The sequence below is a fragment of the uncultured Sphingomonas sp. genome, assembly GCF_936927845.1.
Classification (GTDB): Bacteria; Pseudomonadota; Alphaproteobacteria; order Sphingomonadales; family Sphingomonadaceae; genus Sphingomonas.
The window spans coordinates 1-18,194 of the sequence record NZ_CAKZHV010000030.1; the positions used below are offsets into that span (position 1 = coordinate 1).

The 18,194-nt window shown below is 68.2% G+C and carries 14 protein-coding genes; 5 read left to right on the top strand and 9 right to left on the bottom strand.

Annotation, left to right across the window (positions count from 1 at the left end):
* Window positions 1-186: 186 nt before the first annotated feature.
* The 5 genes from Q0579_RS04255 to Q0579_RS04275 form a co-directional block, all read right to left on the bottom strand.
* Window positions 187-738, bottom strand: coding sequence for a DUF4142 domain-containing protein (locus Q0579_RS04255; protein WP_298809452.1), 552 nt, complete (start codon window positions 736-738; stop codon window positions 187-189).
* 217 nt (window positions 739-955) lie between these two features.
* Window positions 956-3,040: a TonB-dependent receptor gene (locus tag Q0579_RS04260; protein ID WP_298809454.1), complete on the bottom strand. Its 2,085-nt coding sequence runs from the start codon at window positions 3,038-3,040 to the stop codon at window positions 956-958.
* A gap of 124 nt (window positions 3,041-3,164) precedes the next feature.
* Complete coding sequence (locus Q0579_RS04265) at window positions 3,165-4,337, bottom strand: CaiB/BaiF CoA-transferase family protein (RefSeq protein ID WP_298809456.1); 1,173 nt, start codon at window positions 4,335-4,337, stop codon at window positions 3,165-3,167.
* Window positions 4,338-4,513: 176 nt separating this feature from the next.
* The gene (locus Q0579_RS04270) at window positions 4,514-4,774 is read right to left on the bottom strand and encodes a hypothetical protein (RefSeq protein WP_298809458.1); all 261 of its coding nucleotides are present in this window, start codon (window positions 4,772-4,774) and stop codon (window positions 4,514-4,516) included.
* A 111-nt stretch (window positions 4,775-4,885) separates the two neighbouring features.
* Complete coding sequence (locus Q0579_RS04275) at window positions 4,886-6,388, bottom strand: DEAD/DEAH box helicase (protein ID WP_298809460.1); 1,503 nt, start codon at window positions 6,386-6,388, stop codon at window positions 4,886-4,888.
* Between the two features lie 280 nt (window positions 6,389-6,668).
* Between Q0579_RS04275 and Q0579_RS04280 the strand changes: the two genes are divergently transcribed.
* Window positions 6,669-8,771: an ATP-binding protein gene (locus Q0579_RS04280; protein WP_298809461.1), complete on the top strand. Its 2,103-nt coding sequence runs from the start codon at window positions 6,669-6,671 to the stop codon at window positions 8,769-8,771.
* 4 nt (window positions 8,772-8,775) lie between these two features.
* Here the strand turns inward: Q0579_RS04280 and Q0579_RS04285 are convergent, their stop codons facing one another.
* The gene (locus Q0579_RS04285) at window positions 8,776-9,210 is read right to left on the bottom strand and encodes a DUF3429 family protein (RefSeq protein ID WP_298809462.1); all 435 of its coding nucleotides are present in this window, start codon (window positions 9,208-9,210) and stop codon (window positions 8,776-8,778) included.
* A gap of 227 nt (window positions 9,211-9,437) precedes the next feature.
* On the opposite strand from Q0579_RS04285, the gene Q0579_RS04290 reads away from it, so the two are divergent.
* The gene (locus Q0579_RS04290; RefSeq protein ID WP_298809463.1) at window positions 9,438-9,683 is read left to right on the top strand and encodes a hypothetical protein; all 246 of its coding nucleotides are present in this window, start codon (window positions 9,438-9,440) and stop codon (window positions 9,681-9,683) included.
* Window positions 9,680-11,275, top strand: a complete 1,596-nt coding sequence (locus Q0579_RS04295) for a methyl-accepting chemotaxis protein (RefSeq protein ID WP_298809464.1) — start codon at window positions 9,680-9,682, stop codon at window positions 11,273-11,275. Before Q0579_RS04290 ends, Q0579_RS04295 begins: the two co-directional genes overlap by 4 nt.
* Before the next feature lie 106 nt (window positions 11,276-11,381).
* Here Q0579_RS04295 and Q0579_RS04300 read toward each other — a convergent pair whose 3' ends face one another.
* On the bottom strand, window positions 11,382-12,536 hold the full coding sequence (locus Q0579_RS04300; RefSeq protein ID WP_298809465.1) for an acyl-CoA dehydrogenase family protein: 1,155 nt from the start codon (window positions 12,534-12,536) through the stop codon (window positions 11,382-11,384).
* Between the two features lie 152 nt (window positions 12,537-12,688).
* On the opposite strand from Q0579_RS04300, the gene Q0579_RS04305 reads away from it, so the two are divergent.
* The gene (locus Q0579_RS04305; RefSeq protein WP_298809466.1) at window positions 12,689-13,690 is read left to right on the top strand and encodes a fumarylacetoacetate hydrolase family protein; all 1,002 of its coding nucleotides are present in this window, start codon (window positions 12,689-12,691) and stop codon (window positions 13,688-13,690) included.
* Window positions 13,691-13,734: 44 nt separating this feature from the next.
* Here Q0579_RS04305 and Q0579_RS04310 read toward each other — a convergent pair whose 3' ends face one another.
* Window positions 13,735-15,540: a DUF885 family protein gene (locus tag Q0579_RS04310; protein WP_298809467.1), complete on the bottom strand. Its 1,806-nt coding sequence runs from the start codon at window positions 15,538-15,540 to the stop codon at window positions 13,735-13,737.
* A 101-nt stretch (window positions 15,541-15,641) separates the two neighbouring features.
* On the opposite strand from Q0579_RS04310, the gene treF reads away from it, so the two are divergent.
* Window positions 15,642-17,237, top strand: a complete 1,596-nt coding sequence (gene treF / locus Q0579_RS04315) for an alpha,alpha-trehalase TreF (RefSeq protein ID WP_298809469.1) — start codon at window positions 15,642-15,644, stop codon at window positions 17,235-17,237.
* On the opposite strand, the gene Q0579_RS04320 is transcribed toward treF, so the two are convergent.
* Window positions 17,238-18,146 carry a LysR family transcriptional regulator gene (locus Q0579_RS04320; RefSeq protein WP_298809471.1) on the bottom strand — a complete coding sequence of 303 codons (909 nt, stop codon included), beginning with the start codon at window positions 18,144-18,146 and terminating at the stop codon, window positions 17,238-17,240.
* Between the last annotated feature and the right edge of the window lie 48 nt (window positions 18,147-18,194).

Here is an 18,194-nt window from a genome sequence, read left to right on the forward strand (position 1 = left end):
CGGAGACGACAATGCACTAACTATCTACCCGGACCACCCGGTGGGGGCTGCTCAGCGCCCGCTGTCAGCCAGCGAGCGCCGCCATTGCTCCAACCGTTGCTGCGCCTCGCTCACCACATCGTTGTAATAGTGAGCGTAGCGATAGGTTACACGGCTGCCATGTCCAAGCGTGCCGTGCAGACCCGCTTACATCTTGTGCCCGGCCGCCATGTTACCCGACTGCATCTTGGTCACCATGTCCAAGTGACGCTTGACGATCGGGGCCGCGGCCTTGGCATTGGCACGCAGCGCGGCCTGATCGCCGCCCGAGGCATAGCTCTGTTGCAGGTCGAGCGCCGCCTGATGCGCGGGCATCTGCTGCGCGAGATAGATGCGGTCGAAATCGCCCGGTGCCGCGGTCTGCAACTCGTTGATTGAGGCGGTCGCGCCCGCGTCGAGCATCGGCGGCGTCGGTGTCAGCCCGGCCTTTTTCGCCGCGGCCATCGTGTTGGCGGTGGTCTTCTGGTGATCGCGGATCATCATGGTGGCGAAGCGCTTGACCGCGGGGTTCTGCGACTTCTGCAACGCGATCTGGCTTGAGTTGATCTCGTACAGGTCGCTCTGCCCCGACGCCATGACATAGGGCATCGCCTGCGACTTCGCCTCGGCGGGCGGTGGGGGCGGCGGGGTCTGAGCGACGACAGGAAGTGCCGCGGTGGCAGAGGCCAGCGCGAGCGCGATGTCGGTGAACGTCTTCATGTCTTCTCTCCCTTGCGAACAAGATCCGGGCGTCGCAGCACGGGCTGCAACCACGATCGCTCAACCCGAAAGAAAAGCCGCGAGTTTCATCGCGAACGGGAAAAGAACATTGATGTCGATCAAGTAGGTGGTTCTATGTGGTTGATGCGTGGTGCTGCTTTCGGCGTGGAGGTGCCAAGCTGGAATTCGCGGCACGCTGATCGCGTATCTTGTGATTTCACGATCCGCGAAGACGCAAACCGATCCACAAGGTACGCGGGGTCGCGCGTTCGATCAGATCGGCACCGCTCACCCCTGCCTCAACCCGCGCGTCGAGCGCATTCTCTGCGCGCGCCTCCAGGGCAAGCGCGCGGGTGAGCGGAACGGAGAGATAGCCGTCGAGCGTGGTCGCCGGGGCAAGCGAACGCGTGTTGCCGTCGTCCTCGAATTGGTGCGCGGCATGGCGCAGCGTGGCCGAGGCGGTGAGCGAGTCTTGTCGCCAGCCGAGCGTCGCCGACACCAGGTCGCGCGGCGTCTGCGCCGGGCGTAATCCATCGAGCGCGGCCGCGCTGCCCGATGCTTCGACGCGCGGTGACACGTGGCTCCATGACGCACGCGCGAACACCGGGCCCGACACGTCCAAGTCGGCGTCGACCTCGAACCCGGTCGAGCGGATCGCGTCCAGATTCTGTCGCATGCGGTACACGCCCGCGGCGGAGACGACGCCGACGCCGGGAAATGTGCCCGGTCCGCGCGCGACCGTGACATTGGCGATCGCGTCCTCCAAGCGGTTCCAGAACAACGTGCCCGCGATCGTCACGCATCGCGCCGGCGTGATCGTGACGCCGGCGTCGACGCCGCTCAACCGCTCGGGCGACAAGCCGGCGTTGGCCGCGGTCGCGTCCGCGCCGACGCGGAATGGGCGATACAGCTCGTTGAGTGTCGGCAGCCGCCAGCCACGATAAGCCGAGGCGCGCAGCGTCACTGCATCACCCAGTCGGTATGCCGCGCCCGCGCGCCCGGTCGTCTCAGTCCCGTCGCGATCCGCGAAGCGGCTGTCGGTGAACACGGTGGCGGCGTTGATCGCGCGTTCGGCGAGCATGCCGTTCCCGATCCACCAGCGATCAACGCGTCCGCCGAGCGTCAGCGTGAGCGCGCCGCGCGTCCGGCTGGCGTCGGCGAAGGCGCCGAGCGTCGTGCTGCTGCCACCGGCGACGCGGCGCCGCGTCGGCAGCGCGTTCGTGTAGCTGTACAATTCCTGCGTTCGTCCGCTCACGTCGCGCCAGTCGATGCCGAGGCGCAGGTCCGTGCCCGCGCCGATCGGCGGCACCAGCTCCAGCCGCGCGCCGACCCCGGTCGCGGGGGTGTTGTACTGATCAAGCGTCTGCGTCGCGGTCGTGCGCGCGGCGTCGATGCTGGCGAATTGCGACGCAAAGGCACGCGTCTGGAGGTAGGCGAGCGCGGAATACCCCCAGCGTCCGCGTCCGACCAGCCGCAGGCTGGCGTCCGCGCCTTCGCTCTTGTTGGCGGCGAAGGCGGTGCCGCGCGTGCGCCGGTCGGTGAAGGCGCTGACGTTCGCCTGCAGCTCGCTGTTGGCACCGGTGCGGATCACGCCGCGTACCGCGCCCGACGCCTGCTCGTACGGTGCGCGGCGATCAACGGGTCCGCGGTCTTCCGCCACGATCGGCGTGAAGCCGTCGCCGCGCGCATAAGCTCCCGACAGCGTCGCGAAGCCGCCATCGTTGCTGAGCGTCGCCGAGGCTTGCGTGTCCAACGATCCGCGGCTGCCATAGGCGATGCTGCCGAGATAGCGCGGTACCTGCGCCGGCGTCGCGCTTTCCAGCTCCACGGTTCCGGCGAGCGCACCCGGACCATAATAACCGCTACCGCCGCCGCGCGTAACGCGGATGTTGCCGATGCGGTCGGTCGCGTAAGCTGGGAAGGGCACCCAGCCGCCGAACGGATCGGCCTGCGGCACGCCATCGAGGATCAGCAGTGCGCGGCTGGACGCATTGCCGCCGATCCCGCGCAGGGAGATGCCCTGGCTGGTCGGATTTGCCGAGCGCGAGTCGGAGCGGCGAAACTGCTGCAATCCCGCGACGTCGGCCAGCACGCTTTCCAGCCGGTCGGCGGCGTTGGTCTCGATCCACGCGCGGTCGATCGTTATCACGTCGAACGCGGCATCGCCCGGCCGCTCGTCAAGCCCGCGCCCGGTGACGACGATGTCCTCGCCGGGCGCGGGCATGGCATCAGACGAGGCGGTCTGCGCCAGCGCTGGCGCGGCGCTGGCGAGCAGCAGGACGAGCATGGCGTGGCGGATCATGCGGGTAACCTTCGGGCGCGGAGAGCGCGCGCGCCTCCTAGCCGGGCATGGGGCAATGCGCGACCACCATCGCGTACGGCTGCTCGCTCCGCGGTCGGCTGCATCGAGCCGCGTCGGAAAGATTTCAGGCCCAGTCGGCGTCGGCGTGCTCGCCGAGACGGGGGCTCGCGCGATCGGCAACGACGCGGCGACCATCGATCGTGATCGGGGCCGCAAGGCCGGCGAGGCCGTCGACGCTGATCTGCATTCCGCGCGCGATCACCTGCGGGTCGGCGAATACCTGATCGATCCGGTTGACCGGGCCGACCGGGACGCCCGCCTGCTCCAGCGCGGCGAGCAGTTGCGCGCTGGTCCATTTCACCGTTTCCGCGACGATCAGTGGCAGCAAGGCGGCGCGGTTGCGGACACGTGCGGGGTTGGTCGCGAACCGCTCGTCCGTCGCGAGCGCAGGCGCGCCCAGCACCGCGCACAATTTGCCGAATTGCCGGTCGTTGCCGACCGCGATGATCAGGTCACCGTCGCTGGTGGGGAAGCTCTGATAGGGGGCAAGATTGACGTGGCCGTTGCCCATCCGCCCGGGCACGGCGCCGCTCGTCATCCAGTTGAGTGCCTGGTTGCCGAGCACGCCGACCTGCGTGTCGAGCAACGCCATGTCGATGTGCGCGCCTTCCGCCGTTCGTTCGCGTGCGTGCAACGCCGCCAGGATCGCGACGGCGGAATAGACGCCGGTGAACAGGTCGGCGATTGCGACGCCGCTCTTCTGCGGCGCGCCGTCGGGCTCGCCGGTCAACGACATGATCCCCCCCATGCCCTGAATGATGAAGTCGTAACCGGCACGGTGCGCGTAGGGACCGGTTTGCCCGAAGCCGGTTACCGAGCAGACGATCAATCGAGGGTTGGCCGCCCGCAGCGCGGCGGCGTCGAGCCCGTATTTGGCGAGGCCGCCGACCTTGTAATTCTCGATCACCACGTCGGCGTCCGCCGCCAGCGCACGCACGCGTGCCTGACCCTCCGGCGTGGTGAGGTCGACCGCGACCGAGCGCTTGCCGCGGTTGCAGGCGTGATAATAGGCCGCCGAAAGATTGGCACCGTCCGCACCGGTGACAAAGGGCGGACCCCAATGGCGGGTGTCGTCGCCCTCACCGGGCCGCTCGACCTTGATCACGTCCGCGCCGAGATCGGCGAGCAACTGCCCGCACCACGGCCCGGCAAGGATGCGCGCGAGTTCGAGCACGCGGAGGTCAGCGAGCGGGCGGGGCGGCGGGGTAGGGGTGGGGGCGTCGGTGGCGGAGGTCATGACGTCTTTCTACGTCGGCCCGTTACGCCACGACCACCTCTTTCCGTCACCCCGGATCTGATCCGGGGTCCCACTTTTCGCGGCTGGGCGAACAGGTAGCGGGATCCCGGATCAAGTCCGGGATGACGAGAGAGGAAGCGTGGCCGCCAACGGATCAGCGTGCGCGGCGTACGCCGTCACCCCACGTCGAGCTTCGCCTCGTCTAGCGCCACCAGCACCATCCGCTCCCACATCGCCACGTCGCCGGCTGCGGCCATCGCCTCGGACGGCTCGCGCAAGGTGCGCAGCACCGCGAGCGCGTCATCACGGTAGTCGGGCCACTTCAGGTCGATCAGCTTGGCCGCGGATTCTTCCTGCCCGACGCCGTTGGCGCTGATGCGCTGCCCGGCGAGCACGCGCGCGATACGTTCGACCAGCGGGGTGACGGATACGTCCATGAGCGACACTCCTTCACTGCTCCAAACGCAGCGAGGCCCGCGCGGCTCCCGCAGCGCCGAAGCGATGCGGGGCCGGCGCGGGCCCGTGAGGCACCGGTTCGGGCGAAAGGATCAGGCGAAGTTGCGCCCTCCGCCGCCCCCGCCACCACCGCGACGGCCGCCACCGCCGCCGCCGCGACGACTGGCGTTGGCGTAGTTGCGCCCGCCGGTCGCGGCACCCGCGCCGCCGTTGCCGCCGCTCGCACCTTGACCGCCCTGACGCTGACCGCCCGAACGCTGACCGGCCTGGCCCTGACCGCCGCCGCGCGCGGGCGAGCCGCCGCGGCTACCTAGCGGCTGCGGCTCGTGCTGACGCGAGCCGTGCGCGGGGCGCGGGTTGTGCGACGCCTTGGGGCGCGCCGGACCGCGCTGGCGGTCGACGCGCGGCGCGGGATCGGCGCCGATCGCCTTGACGCGCTCGGCCTTCAGCTGATCGGCGCGGCGGGTGAAATCTTCGGGGAGTGCCACAACGGGGATTTTCTGCCGCGTGACCTTTTCGATGGCCTTCAGGTACGGCTTCTCGTCGTCGGCGCAGAAGGCGATCGCCTCACCGCTGGCACCCGCACGCGCGGTGCGGCCGATGCGGTGGACGTACTGCTCGGGCACGTTGGGCAGCTCGAAGTTGAACACGTGGCTGACGCCCGACACGTCGATGCCGCGCGCGGCGATGTCGGTCGCGACCAGGATCGGCACCTCGCCCGACTTGAACAGCGCCAGCGCGCGCTCGCGCTGCGGCTGGCTCTTGTTGCCGTGGATCGCGCTCGATGCGATGCCGTTGCCGGCGAGCAGCTTCACGACGCGGTCGGCGCCGTGCTTGGTGCGGGTGAAGACGAGCGCGCGGTCGATCTTCGTCTCGCGCAGCAGGATGGTCAGCAGCGCCTGCTTCTCGGTCTGGTTGCAGAAGATCACGCTCTGATCGACGCGCTCGGCGGTGGTCGACGCGGGCTTGATCGAGACGGTGGCCGGATCGGTCAGGAACTGCGCCGCCAGATCGCGGATCGCGATCGGCATGGTGGCGGAAAAGAACAACGTCTGGCGCTTGCGCGGAACCATGCGGACGATCTTCTTGAGCGCGTGGATGAAGCCGAGATCGAGCATCTGGTCGGCCTCGTCGAGCACCAGGATCTCGATCATCGACAGGTTGATGTAACCCTGCTCCACGCAGTCGATCAGGCGGCCGGGCGTCGCGACCAGGATGTCGACGCCGCGGCTGACGTCCTGCCGGTTCTTGTTGATGCTGGTGCCGCCGAACACGGTCGCGACCGACATCTTGGAGAAGGCGCCGTAACCGCGCGCCGACTCCGCGATCTGGCTGGCGAGTTCGCGCGTGGGGGCGAGCACCAGCATGCGGACGTGCGTCGGCAGCACGCGCTTGTCGGCAGCGACGAGGCGCTGGATCGAGGGCAGGACGAACGCCGCGGTTTTGCCGGTGCCGGTCTGCGCGATGCCGAGCAGGTCGCGGCCCTCAAGGAGGGTGGGGATGCTGTCGCGCTGGATCGGCGTCGGCTCGGAATAGCCCTTGGCCTCGATCGCGCGGACGAGCGGCTCGGCCAGGCCGAGATGTGCGAATGACATGGAAATATGGTCCCAAATAATCGAACCCCCGTCGCGCCGAGGCACGAAGAGGGTGGGGGTAGGAATAGACACCCCGCGTGACATGGGAGGTCGGTCGATGATCGACCGAGGCGGAGCCGGACCCCTTGCGGGATCGATCACGCTGCAAACGCCTCGATGGTGCATTATCTGCTCGCCGCAGCGCAAAAAGTCAATGTCGGGGATTGAACAACACCGGTCAGCACGTGTTCAGCCACCTCCACCCACACCTTTTCACCAGCTTGAGCAGTCGATTTCGACCATGACCGATCCGTTAATCGCATCCACCGCCCGCGGCGAGGCACTCAGCATCGGACGGTGGCATTGGGATGTTCGCGCCGATCGGATCACGGCGGATGCGTCCTTCGCCGCCATGTACGGCGTCGCGCCCGAGGTCGCTATCACCGGCGCGCCGATCGCGACCTTCTTTGGTGGCATCCACCGCGACGACCTGCCCCGCGTACAGGCATCGATCACGCGCGCGCTGGGCGGCACCGAACCGTTCGAGGAAGAATATCGCGTCGTCGACGCAGACGGGCAGGTGCGCTGGCTCGTCGCGCAAGGCCGGGTCGAGCGCGACGAGGCGGGTGTCGCCGTCGCCTTTCCCGGCGTCAGCTACGACATTGACGCGCGCAAACGGCACGAACTGCGCTTGGCCGCGACGGTCGAGATCAACGACCGGCTGCGTGCGGGCGGCGATGCGGGCGAGTTGGCGCTCGCCGCCGCGCAGGTGCTCGGGCGCGTCCTCGACGTCAGCCGCGCCGGCTACGGCACCGTTGATCCGCGCGCGGAGACGATCACGACCGAGCGCGACTATTGCGCCGACGGCATCGCGCCGCTGCCCGGGCTGCTGCACTTTCGCGATTACGGCAGCTATATCGAGGATCTGAAGGCAGGCGTCACGGTCGCGATCGCCGACGTGCGCCACGATCCGCGCACCCGCGACACCGCGGACGGCCTGCGCGAACTGTCAGCTATGTCGTTCATCAACATGCCGGTGACCGAGCAGGGCGGGTTCGTCGCCTTGTTGTACCTCAACAATGCCGTACCGCGCGCGTGGAGCGAGGAAGAGATCGCGTTCGTCCGCGATGTGGCGGAGCGGGTGCGCGACGCGGTGGAGCGCCGCCGCGCCGAACACGAGCTCGCCGCCTTGAACGCGCGGTTGGAGGAGGAAGTCGACGCGCGCACCGCCGAGCTGATGCGCGCGGAGGAACAGCTTCGCCAGGCGCACAAGATGGAGGCGGTCGGGCAGCTGACCGGCGGCCTCGCACACGATTTCAACAACCTGCTGACCGGCATCTCGGGCGCGCTCGAGATGATGCAATTGCGCGTCGGACAGGGGCGGGTGAACGAACTCGACCGCTACGTCGCCGCGGCGCAAGGCGCGACGAGGCGCGCGGCGGCGCTGACGCACCGTCTGCTCGCTTTCTCGCGCCGCCAGACGCTCGATCCCAAGCCAACCGACGTCAACCGATTGATCGCCGGGATGGAGGAGCTGATCCGCCGCACCGTGGGGCCCGCGATCACGCTGGAGGTGGTCGGCGCCGCGGGGCTATGGCCGGCACTGGTCGACCCCAACCAGCTCGAGAACGCGCTGCTCAACCTGTGCATCAACGCGCGCGACGCGATGCCCGATGGCGGACGGATCACGATCGAGACCGCAAACAAGTGGATCGACGAGCGTACCGGGCGCGAGCGCGATCTGACGCCGGGACAATATTTGTCCTTGTGCGTGACCGACACCGGCTCGGGCATGACGCCCGAGGTGCAGGCGCGCGCGTTCGATCCCTTTTTCACCACCAAGCCGCTGGGCGAGGGGACCGGGCTCGGCCTGTCGATGATCTACGGCTTCGCGCGGCAATCGGGCGGGCAGGTGCGCATCTATAGCGAGGTCGGCGATGGCACGACCTTGTGCATCTATCTGCCGCGCTTCTACGGTGCCGAAGCGCCCGAGGGGCTAACCGCGCTGAGCGACCTTTCCGCCGCGCCGCCGGACGGCCAGCGCACCGTCCTGGTGGTCGACGACGAGCCGACGATCCGCATGCTGGTGATCGAAGTGCTGGCGGAGCAGGGTTATACCGTGCTGGAGGCAGGCGACGGTGCTAGTGCGCTTCGCCTGCTTGGCTCGGGCATCGCGCCCGACCTGCTTGTTACCGACGTTGGCCTGCCCGGGCAGATGAACGGGCGGCAGCTCGCCGACGCCGCGATCGCGCGATTGCCCGACCTGAAGGTGCTGTTCATCACCGGCTATGCCGAAAATGCGGTGATCGGCAACGGACAGCTCGCCCCGCACATGGCGCTGGTGACCAAGCCGTTCGCGATGGACACGCTTGCGGCCAAGGTGAGCCTGTTGCTCGCCGGCTGACCGTTCAGGCGGCGAGCGCTCCGACGAGGATCGTCAGCCCACCCAATCCGAGCGACAGCGGCACGCGCAGGCGCATCCAGTTTGCCGGCGCGATGCCGCGCGTGACCAGCGCACGGTCGACCGGCAGCGTCAGCAGGATCGCGCAGCCCATCGCGACAAGCCCCAGCCGCAGGTCGACGGCGGCGAGCGCCAGGATCGCCCCCGCGAGCAGGCTCGGTACGACGGCCAGCGCGACCAGCACCGGCTGCGCGACTCGGGTGAACATCGCCAATCCCCACCACATCCCGCCCAGAAAGCTGAGAATGAGCGCGGCGTAGGCGAGCGCGACGACGCCGCCGGAAAAATATCCGAGCGCGGCCAGCAGGGCTGCCGCCCCTTGCGGCAGCAGCCCTGCAAAGCCGAGCGCGAATGCGGTGCGCCCGACCGGAAAGGGAGCCATTTCAATATCTGAGCGCTCACTCGCCCGGTTCATCACTCGCTCCCCGTCATCCCGCCGGCCTCGCTCAGGCTACCTCCAACCGTTACGCAAAATACGGATGATCGATCCATCGGGCGTTTACCGACCGGTGATGTTAAACGGCTCGGTAACGGTCGGCTGGGTAGGTCACCGGCATGTCCCCCGCCGTTTCTTACATAATGCCCGTCGCTCAGGTCGTAAGCGGGATCGTGGCGCTGACCGCGCTCGCCTTCGCGCCGCCCGAGCGCGGCAATCTGCTGTACCTGCCGCTGACGCCCGACGCGCGGCCGGCGCAGGCGGCGCTCGGCGACGGTTTCGCGCTGCTCGCGCGCGGGCCGCTCGGCTCGGTGGTGGTGCGCGCCACGCATGATCGCGACACCGCGGCGCTGCTGCGCGAGGGTATCCTGGTGACCGCGGCGCCGAGCGCGTTGTGCGGGGCGGAGATCGCAGCATGACGACGACCGACCTGATCCAGGACGAGCAGGAACCGCGCTCGATCGCTTTGGACGAGCTGCGACGGCGCGGCTTGCAGGTGTTGGTGCTCGCCGGCTGGTGCTGCGTGCCGTTGCTGGCAGGCGGCAATCTGCTGCTTGGGCGCACGGTTCTGGGGTTTGAACTTTGGGTCGCGGCGCTGACGCTGGTGTTGCCGACGATCATGGCGGTCAAAGGCCGGTTCGATCGTGCCGCGCGGCTGACGGTCGCGGTCGAAGCGGCGATCATGCCCGCGCTGTTCGTTTATCTGCTGCGCGGACAGGCGTGGCAGATGGACGCGCACATGTATTTCTTCGTCGCGCTCGCGGCGCTGACGCTGTTATGCGACTGGCGGCCGATCGCGCTCGCATCCGCGCTGATCGCGGTCCACCACCTGCTATTCGAGGCGTTGGTGCCCGATTGGGTGTTCGCAGGCTCGGGCAATCTTGGCCGGGTCTTGTTCCACGCCGTGGCGGTGGGGCTGCAATTCGGCGCGCTCGCGTACGTGACGCAGCAGCTGCGCAGCCTCATTGTCGCGCAGGACCGTGCGCGGCACGAGCAGGAGCGCGCGCGGCGGCGTAGCGAGGAGCTGTCGACGGCCGCTGCCGCCGCTGCCGAACAGGCGGTCGAGGCCCTTGCCGACGCGCAGGCGGCCGAGGAGCGCTCGGCGCGCGAGCGGACCCGCCGCGAGGCAGCGGAGCAGCGGTTGGCGAGCGAGCGCCGCGCGGCGCTGCTGACGCTCGCCGGCGCGTTCGAGCATACAGTCGCGGGCGTGGCCGTCGCGCTGGAGGAAGCATCGGCGCAACTCGTCAATTCGGCCGTGTCGCTCAACGAACTCGCCGCCGACGCGGGGCATCAGGCGACCGAGGTGGTGGCGGGCGCGGTTCAGGCGTCCTCGGCGGCGCAGGACGTCGCAACGGCGATGCGCGACCTGTCGGGATCGATGGAGACGGTGGCGCAGCACGCCGAGGCGCAGCGCGAGCTGACACGCGCCGCGCGCGACAGCGCGGCGTCGAGCGACCAGACCGTGCGCGAACTCGCCACACGCACCGGCGACATCGGCGGCTTCGTGGAGCAGATCCACGGCATCGCGGCGCAGACCAATCTGCTCGCGCTCAACGCCACGATCGAGGCGGTGCGCGCGGGCGAGGCGGGGCGCGGCTTCGCGGTGGTCGCGGGCGAGGTGAAGCAGCTCGCCGCGGGTACCGCGCACGCCACGCAGAAGATCGCGGCGCTGATCTCGGGCATCCAGAACGGCGTCACCGCGGCGGCGGGCGATCTCGACGCCGCGAGTGCGATGGTGACGCGCGTGTCGCTGGCGGCGAACGACATTCGCGAGGCGGTCGGCACGCAGCGCGCGGTCGCGGCCGAGATCGAGCGGACCGCTTATGATGCGGCGCGCGGCGCCGATTACGTCGAACAGCAGATCGCGGTGGTGGCGAGCGCGGCCAACGCCGCCGGGACGCTCTCCGCCGACGTGCGTGCGGCGGCGGCGAGCCTGTCGGCGCATGCGCGGCAGTTGCGCCAGTCGACCGACCGCTTCGTCGACGAACTGCGCGCCGACGCGGCGGCGTAGCGACGGCGAGCGAGCGGTTGAACGTGCACGAAACCTGCTCCCCTGCCTGACCGGGGAGGGGAGCGCCTCAGGCAGGACAGCTGAGCGGTTGAACGTGGATCGCGCCCTACAACTTGCGCGCGATCACTTCCTTCATGATCTCGTTGGTGCCGCCGTAGATGCGGCTGACGCGCGCCGCGCGCCACGCGCGCGCGATCGGATATTCGTTCATGTAACCCGCGCCGCCGTGGAGCTGGAGGCACTTGTCCATCACTTCCCATTCGAGCTCGGTGTGGAACAGCTTGGCCGCGGCACCTTCCTCGTTGGTCAGCTCGCCCGCCAGATGCCGCTTGATGCACCAGTCGAGGTGCGCCCAGCCGACCTGCAACTTGGTCTTCAGGTCCGCGAGCACGAATTTGGTGTTCTGGAAATCGAACACCGTGCCCTTGAACGCTTTGCGATCCTTGGTGAAGGCGACCGTCTCGTCGAACGCCTTCTGCGCGGCCGCCTGAACAGAGACGGCGATCGACAGGCGTTCCTGCGGCAACTGGCTCATCAGGTAGATGAAGCCTTTGCCCTCTTCACCCAGGCAATTGGTGATCGGCACGCGCACGTCGTCGAAGAAGAGTTCGGACGTATCGGCGGCGTCCTGCCCGATCTTGTCGAGCTTGCGGCCCTTGCGGAACCCCTCGCGATCGCTCTCGACCAGGATGATCGACATCCCCTTGTACGCGGGGCTCGCATCGGGGTCGGTTTTGGCAACGACCAAAGTCAGGTCGGTGTTCTGCCCATTGGTGATGTACGTCTTCGATCCGTTGATGACGTAATGGTTGCCGTCCTTCTTCGCCGAGGTGCGGATCGATTGCAGGTCGCTGCCCGTGCCCGGCTCGGTCATCGCGATTGCGGTCACGACCTCGCCCGACACCATCTTGGGGAGCCACTGCGCCTTCTGCTCCTCGCTGCCGTAATGCTCGATATAGCCCGCGACGATATCGGATTGCAGCGAGAAGCCCGCGGGGACCCCCGCATAGGCCATCTCCTCGTCGACAATCGCATTGTAGCCGAAATCGAGCCCCAGTCCGCCGTACGCTTCGGGCACGGTCGGGCACAGCATCCCGACTTCGCCCGCCTGCCGCCAGAAGGACTTGGGCACCAGCCGGTCCTTGTTCCACTGGTCGGCGAAGGGCTGACCTTCCTTGGCAAGGAAGCTGCGCACCGTCTGGCGGAACGCCTCGTGATCCTCGGTATAGGCCTGGCGCCCGGCGACGGTGTCGAGTGTCATGGTCGGTACTCTCGCGAAGGTTGATGCGCGACTGTCGTCACCCCTGCCGCGTGGGTCAAGTAACTTTTGTTATGGAGACTTGCGTGGTGACGGCGCGGCTCGACTTTGCCCGGGGTCCGTCCCTATGATCGAGGGCGAAGGAGAGCCATCACATGAAACTCGCCAGCCTCAAGCACGGCCGGGACGGCAAGCTCGTCGTCGTGTCGAACGACCTTGCCTGGTACGCCGACGCGCAGCATCTCTGCCCGACGCTGCAGGCTGCGCTCGACCATTGGGAGCAGGTCGCGCCGCAACTCGAACTGCTCGCAACTGACCTGGAGCATCAGACGATCCCGCGCGAGCGGTTCCACGAGCATGACGCCGCCTCGCCCCTGCCGCGCGCGTATCAGTGGGCGGACGGCTCGGCCTACGTCAATCACGTGGCGCTGGTGCGCCAGGCGCGCGGCGCGGAGATGCCCCAGACGTTCTGGCACGATCCGCTGATGTATCAGGGCGGATCGGATGGGTTCCTGGGGCCGCGTGACGCGATCCCACTCGCCGACGAGAGCTGGGGCTGCGATCTCGAGGCCGAGGTGGTGGTGGTGACGGGCGACGTGCCGCTGGGCGCCAGCCGCGAGGAAGCGCTCGCGGCGATCCGGCTCGTCGGGCTGACCAACGACGTGTCTTTACGCAACCTGATCCCGGGCGAGCTCGCCAAGGGGTTCGGCTTCTTCCAGTCGAAACCCGCCAGCGCCTTCTCGCCGGTGTTCGTGACGCCGGAAACGCTCGGGGAGTGGTGGAAAGACGGCAAGCTCCACCGGCGGTTGTGCGTCGACCTGAACGGCGAGCCGTTCGGCCGCGCCGAGGCAGGCGAGGACATGACGTTCGACTTTGGTACGCTGGTCGCACACGCGGCAAAGACGCGGCGGCTGGGCGCGGGGACGATCGTCGGTTCCGGTACCGTCTCGAACCGCGATGCCGACGGCGGGCCGGGCAAGCCGATCGCACAAGGCGGGGTGGGCTATTCCTGCCTCGCCGAGGTGCGGACGGTCGAGACGATCGCGTCGGGCAAGGCGACGACGCCCTTCCTCAAGCGCGGCGATACCGTGCGGATCTGGGCCGAGGACGATCGCCACCATCCGATCTTCGGCGTGATCGAGCAGACCGTGGAGTGAGGTGAGCGCAAAAGCCCTCTCCCCAATGGGAGAGGGCTATTTGCTTACTTCGCGCCCTTAGCCCAGTTCTCGATCTTGCGCTCGAGCACCGGCATCGGCAGCGCGCCCGTATCCAGCACCTGCGCGTGAAAGGCGCGCGGGTCGAAGCGCGCGCCCAGCGTCGCCTTGCTCGACGCCTTCAGTCGCGAGATCGTGAGTTGCCCGAGCTTGTAGGCGAGCGCCTGGCCGGGGATCGCGATGTAGCGCTCGACCTCGGCGGTCGCATCGGTGCGTGCCATCGGCGAGTTGGCGAGCATGTACTCGATCGACTGATCGCGCGTCCAACCCTTGGCGTGGATGCCGGTGTCGACCACCAATCGCATCGCGCGCAGCATCTCGTCGTTCAAGCCGCCCATGCGCTGATACGGGTCGGTCTCCATGCCGAGTTCCGGCCACAGCGTCTCGGCGTAGAGCCCCCAGCCCTCGGCATAAGCGGTGTTGCCGCCGAAGCGCATGAACGCGGGGAGCGCGGTATTCTCCTGCGCCAAGCTGATCTGGAAGTGATGCCCCGGCACCGCTTCGTGCAGGTACAATGTTTCCATCTCCCACATGTAACGCGAGGGAAGGTCGTACGTGTTGTAGTAGAACACGCCCGGCCGCGATCCATCGGGCGTGCCGCCATTGTACGAGCCGCCGGCATCGGTCTTCTCGCGAAAAGCGGGGACGGGGCGGATTTCGAGCTTCGTCTTGGGGATCAGCGAGAATTGCTCGCGCACGCGGGCGTCTACGCGGCGGCCGATCGCCTCGTAGCCGAGGCGTAGCTGCTCCGCCGAAGTCGGCTGGAAACGCTTGTCGGTGCGCAGGTAGGTGAAGAACTCAGGCAGCGTACCCTTGAAGCCGACCTTTGCTTTCTGCGTCTCCATCTCGCGCAGGATGCGTGCGACTTCGCGCAAGCCGAGCTGGTGGACCGCCTCTGCCTTGAGCGGCAGCGTGGTGTTCGACTCGATCAGATAATCGTACAACTTCGCACCGCCCGGCATCGCCGACAGCCCGACGCTGTCGCGCGCGACCGGCAGATATTCGGTTTCGAGAAAGTTGCGCATCCGCCGGTGCGCGGGGTCGATCACGTCGCGGATCTGCGCGGCATAGGCGGCGCGCAGGCGGGCTTGGTCGGCGGGGGAGATGCCCGCGGGAAGAGTCTTGACCGGACCGTAGAAGGTCGACCCCTCGATGCCTTGTCTGAGCAAATTGTCGAACTGCTCGACCATGTTGCGCACGACCAGCTTGGGCTGAACGATCCCTGCCTTCATTCCCTGGCGAAAGCGGACGATCGCCTCGTCCATGATCCGCGCATAATGCGCGTTGCGCTTCAGGTTGTTCTCGTAATCCGCCAGCGTCTTGAACGGTGCCGCGCCTTGGCCCGAGGCGAAGTCGGGGTAGAACGCTTGGAAACCGTAGAAATGGTCGAGCGGGCGAACGATCGTCAGCGCGACGATGTCGGGCTGGAGCCCGCGCAATGCGACCTCGGTCTGGTACTTGAACACGTCGTACGCGATCTGGTCGACGTGGGTAAGCTTGGCGCGGTCGATCCGCTTGAGCGCGGCCAGGTCCTGCTCGTTCGCGGCGCGCTCGGCGGCGATCGACGCGTCGGACAGCGGATCGCCCAGCCGGTCGGCATAGCGCAGGTCGCCGCGGAAGATCGCGTTGATCGGATTGCGCTTCAGGCTCGCCTCGTCGCTGTCGTAGAACAGCCGCTTGAGCCTTGTGTCCTCCGCGCTGTCGCCCGCAACCGGCTGCGGCGGCGGCAGCGCCTGGCTGAAGGCGGCACTCGAACAGGCGAGTAGCAGGGCGGCGGTGGTGGCGAAGCGCATGGTGTGAGGTGACCCCTGAGACGATTGTCGCGCTGTCTATGGCTCGCTCGCGACCGCGACAAGCGGTTGTCGCGAAGGCGCAATCTGTGGTGAGAAGCCGCATGACCAGTTTCCGCACGCTCTCGCATCTTCTCTCCAACGGTGCGGCGGTGGCGCTGCTGGCGGCGCTCGGCGCGTGCGCGACGGCACCCGCGCATCCACCAGTAGCTGCGGTCGATCCCGCCAGCGTGCAGACCCCTGCCGATCTGTATGGCGAGCTGTTCGCGGCGGTGCAGATGCGGCGCATCTTCCCCGACGGCAAAACCTTCGTCGACGCGGTGCCCAAGCGCGCGGCCGCGGCGATCATGCAGGACTGGCGCGCACGTGGGCCGATGGACGATGCCGCCTTACGCGCGTTCGTGCTCGCGAACTTCGACGTGCCAGGGGAGGGGGCAGCGCCGGTGCTCGCAACCGACGGCAAGAGCGTGACAATGGAAGAGCATATCCGCCGGCTGTGGCCGGTGCTGACCCGTCCACCGCTCGCCCCAGTCGCGGGCTCGTCCGCGCTCGCGCTGCCGCGGCCGTACGTCGTGCCGGGCGGGCGCTTTCGCGAGATGTATTACTGGGACAGCTATTTCACGATGCTGGGCCTGAAGGCTGACGGGCAGGGCGCGCTCGTCGACAGCATGATCGATGACTTCGTCTCGCTGGTCGAACGCTACGGCCATGTGCCCAATGGGACGCGCAGCTATTATCTCAGCCGCTCGCAGCCGCCGTTCCTCTACGCGATGATGGCGCTGTCGCCCGCGACCGACACGGCCGTGAAGGCGCGCCGGCTCGCCGCGCTCAAGCGCGAATGGGCGTATTGGACCGTGCCTGAGCGCACGGCGACGATGCCGGACGGCGCGGCGCTCCAGCATTACTGGGATGCGCGCAGTACCCCGCGCGACGAATCGTACCGCGAGGATGTGGAAACCGCGCGCGCGAGCGGCCGGCCGGTGGCGGAGGTATACCGGAGCTTGCGCGCGGGGGCGGAGAGCGGCTGGGATTTCTCCTCGCGCTGGCTCGCCGACGGTCAGACGCTCGCGACGATCGACACGACAGGACTCGTGCCGGTCGACCTTAACAGCCTGCTCTACGGGCTGGAGCAGGCGATCGCGACTGGCTGCGGCGATGCGGGCGACACCGCTTGCGCGCGGGCCTTCACCGATCGCGCCGTCACCCGCCGCCACGCGGTCGAGCGCTGGCTGTGGGACGAGGCGGGCGGGCGCTACGGCGATTACGATACCGCGCGCAAGGTGGTCCGCGGCGGCGTGACCGCAGCGACACTCTATCCGCTGTTCACCGGCCTGGCGTCGAAGGAACATGGCGCGCGCGTCGGCGAGACCACCGAGGAACTGCTGCTCGCGCCCAACGGGCTGCGCACAACAACGGTCGCGACGGGGCAGCAGTGGGACAAGCCCAACGGCTGGGCGCCGCTGCAATGGATCGCGGTCGAGGGACTGTCGCGCTACGATCGCGACGACGTGGCGCAGGCGATCGCGCGACGCTTCGTGGCGACGGTCGAGCGCGAATATCGCGCCTCGGGCAAGCTGCTGGAAAAATACGACGTCGAGCAGAGCCGCGCGGGCGGCGGCGGCGAATATCCGACGCAGGACGGGTTCGGCTGGACCAACGGCGTCGTGCGCGCGCTGCAGGAACGCTATCCGCGCAGGTGATCAGTCGCCGACCAATTGCGTGCGGTGACGCGTGACCAGCTCGACCAGCCACGCCCGGAACGCCCGCACCCGCCGCAACTGCCGCGTGTCGCGGTGGGTGACGAGCCAGAAAGCGCGCGTGATCTCGACTTCGGGCATGACGCGCACGAGCGCGGGGTCGTGGCCGGCAATGAAGTGCGGCAGCACGCCCAGACCCGCCCCACTCGCGATCAGCCGCGCCTGCGCATTGATGCTCGAAGAGCGCAACGCCGGGGACAGCCCGGCGTCGATCTCGCGCAGGTAGCGTAATTCGGGCGAGTAGAGCAGGTCGGGGATGTAACCGATAAGCCGGTGGTCGGCGGCGATCGTGTCGCGCGTTGGCGTGCCGTGGCGGTCGAGATAGCCGCGGCTGGCGTAGAGGCGCAGCGTATAATCGGCGAGCTTGCTTGCGACCACCGGCCCCGCGTTCGGGCGGTCGAGCAGCACTGCGACATCGGCCTCGCGCTTCGATGGCGACAGGAAACCCGAACTCGCCACCAGATCGATCGTCAGCGCCGGATGCCGTGCGGCAAAATCGCGGAGGTGTTCGGCGACCAACCAGGTGCCGAACCCTTCGGAGACGCTGACGCGCAGCAGTCCCGACAATGTCTCGCGGTCGCCGTCGCCCGCCCCGCCGATCCGGTCGTCGATCCGTTCCGCGGCGCGCTGCATCGTCTCGACCTGTGTGAGCAGCCGCTCGCCCGCCTCAGTCAGCACCTGTCCCTCGCGCGTCTGCTCGAAGAGGGTAGCGCCCAGCCGTGCCTCCAACCGGCGCAGCCGCCGCCCGATCGTGGTCGCGTCGACCCCGACCTGCGCCGCGGCACGCGCGATCTGCCCGGCGCGCGCGATGGCGAGGAAGTCTTGCAGATCGCCCCAGGGTACCGGCTGCATCATTGCAGGCGGACGTTGCAGATTTGCCGGTTGCCTGCAACGCGCATG

Bases quoted from the DNA above. Each gene is read 5' to 3' on its own strand.
- Q0579_RS04260 (WP_298809454.1), bottom strand. From the start codon at position 3,040: ATGATCCGCCACGCCATGCTCGTCCTGCTGCTCGCCAGCGCCGCGCCA.
- treF (WP_298809469.1), top strand. From the start codon at position 15,642: ATGACCAGTTTCCGCACGCTCTCGCATCTTCTCTCCAACGGTGCGGCG.
- Q0579_RS04310 (WP_298809467.1), bottom strand. From the start codon at position 15,540: ATGCGCTTCGCCACCACCGCCGCCCTGCTACTCGCCTGTTCGAGTGCC.
- Q0579_RS04285 (WP_298809462.1), bottom strand. From the start codon at position 9,210: ATGGCTCCCTTTCCGGTCGGGCGCACCGCATTCGCGCTCGGCTTTGCA.
- Q0579_RS04320 (WP_298809471.1), bottom strand. From the start codon at position 18,146: ATGCAGCCGGTACCCTGGGGCGATCTGCAAGACTTCCTCGCCATCGCG.
- Q0579_RS04295 (WP_298809464.1), top strand. From the start codon at position 9,680: ATGACGACGACCGACCTGATCCAGGACGAGCAGGAACCGCGCTCGATC.
- Q0579_RS04300 (WP_298809465.1), bottom strand. From the start codon at position 12,536: ATGACACTCGACACCGTCGCCGGGCGCCAGGCCTATACCGAGGATCAC.
- Q0579_RS04280 (WP_298809461.1), top strand. From the start codon at position 6,669: ATGACCGATCCGTTAATCGCATCCACCGCCCGCGGCGAGGCACTCAGC.
- Q0579_RS04275 (WP_298809460.1), bottom strand. From the start codon at position 6,388: ATGTCATTCGCACATCTCGGCCTGGCCGAGCCGCTCGTCCGCGCGATC.
- Q0579_RS04255 (WP_298809452.1), bottom strand. From the start codon at position 738: ATGAAGACGTTCACCGACATCGCGCTCGCGCTGGCCTCTGCCACCGCG.
- Q0579_RS04270 (WP_298809458.1), bottom strand. From the start codon at position 4,774: ATGGACGTATCCGTCACCCCGCTGGTCGAACGTATCGCGCGCGTGCTC.
- Q0579_RS04305 (WP_298809466.1), top strand. From the start codon at position 12,689: ATGAAACTCGCCAGCCTCAAGCACGGCCGGGACGGCAAGCTCGTCGTC.
- Q0579_RS04265 (WP_298809456.1), bottom strand. From the start codon at position 4,337: ATGACCTCCGCCACCGACGCCCCCACCCCTACCCCGCCGCCCCGCCCG.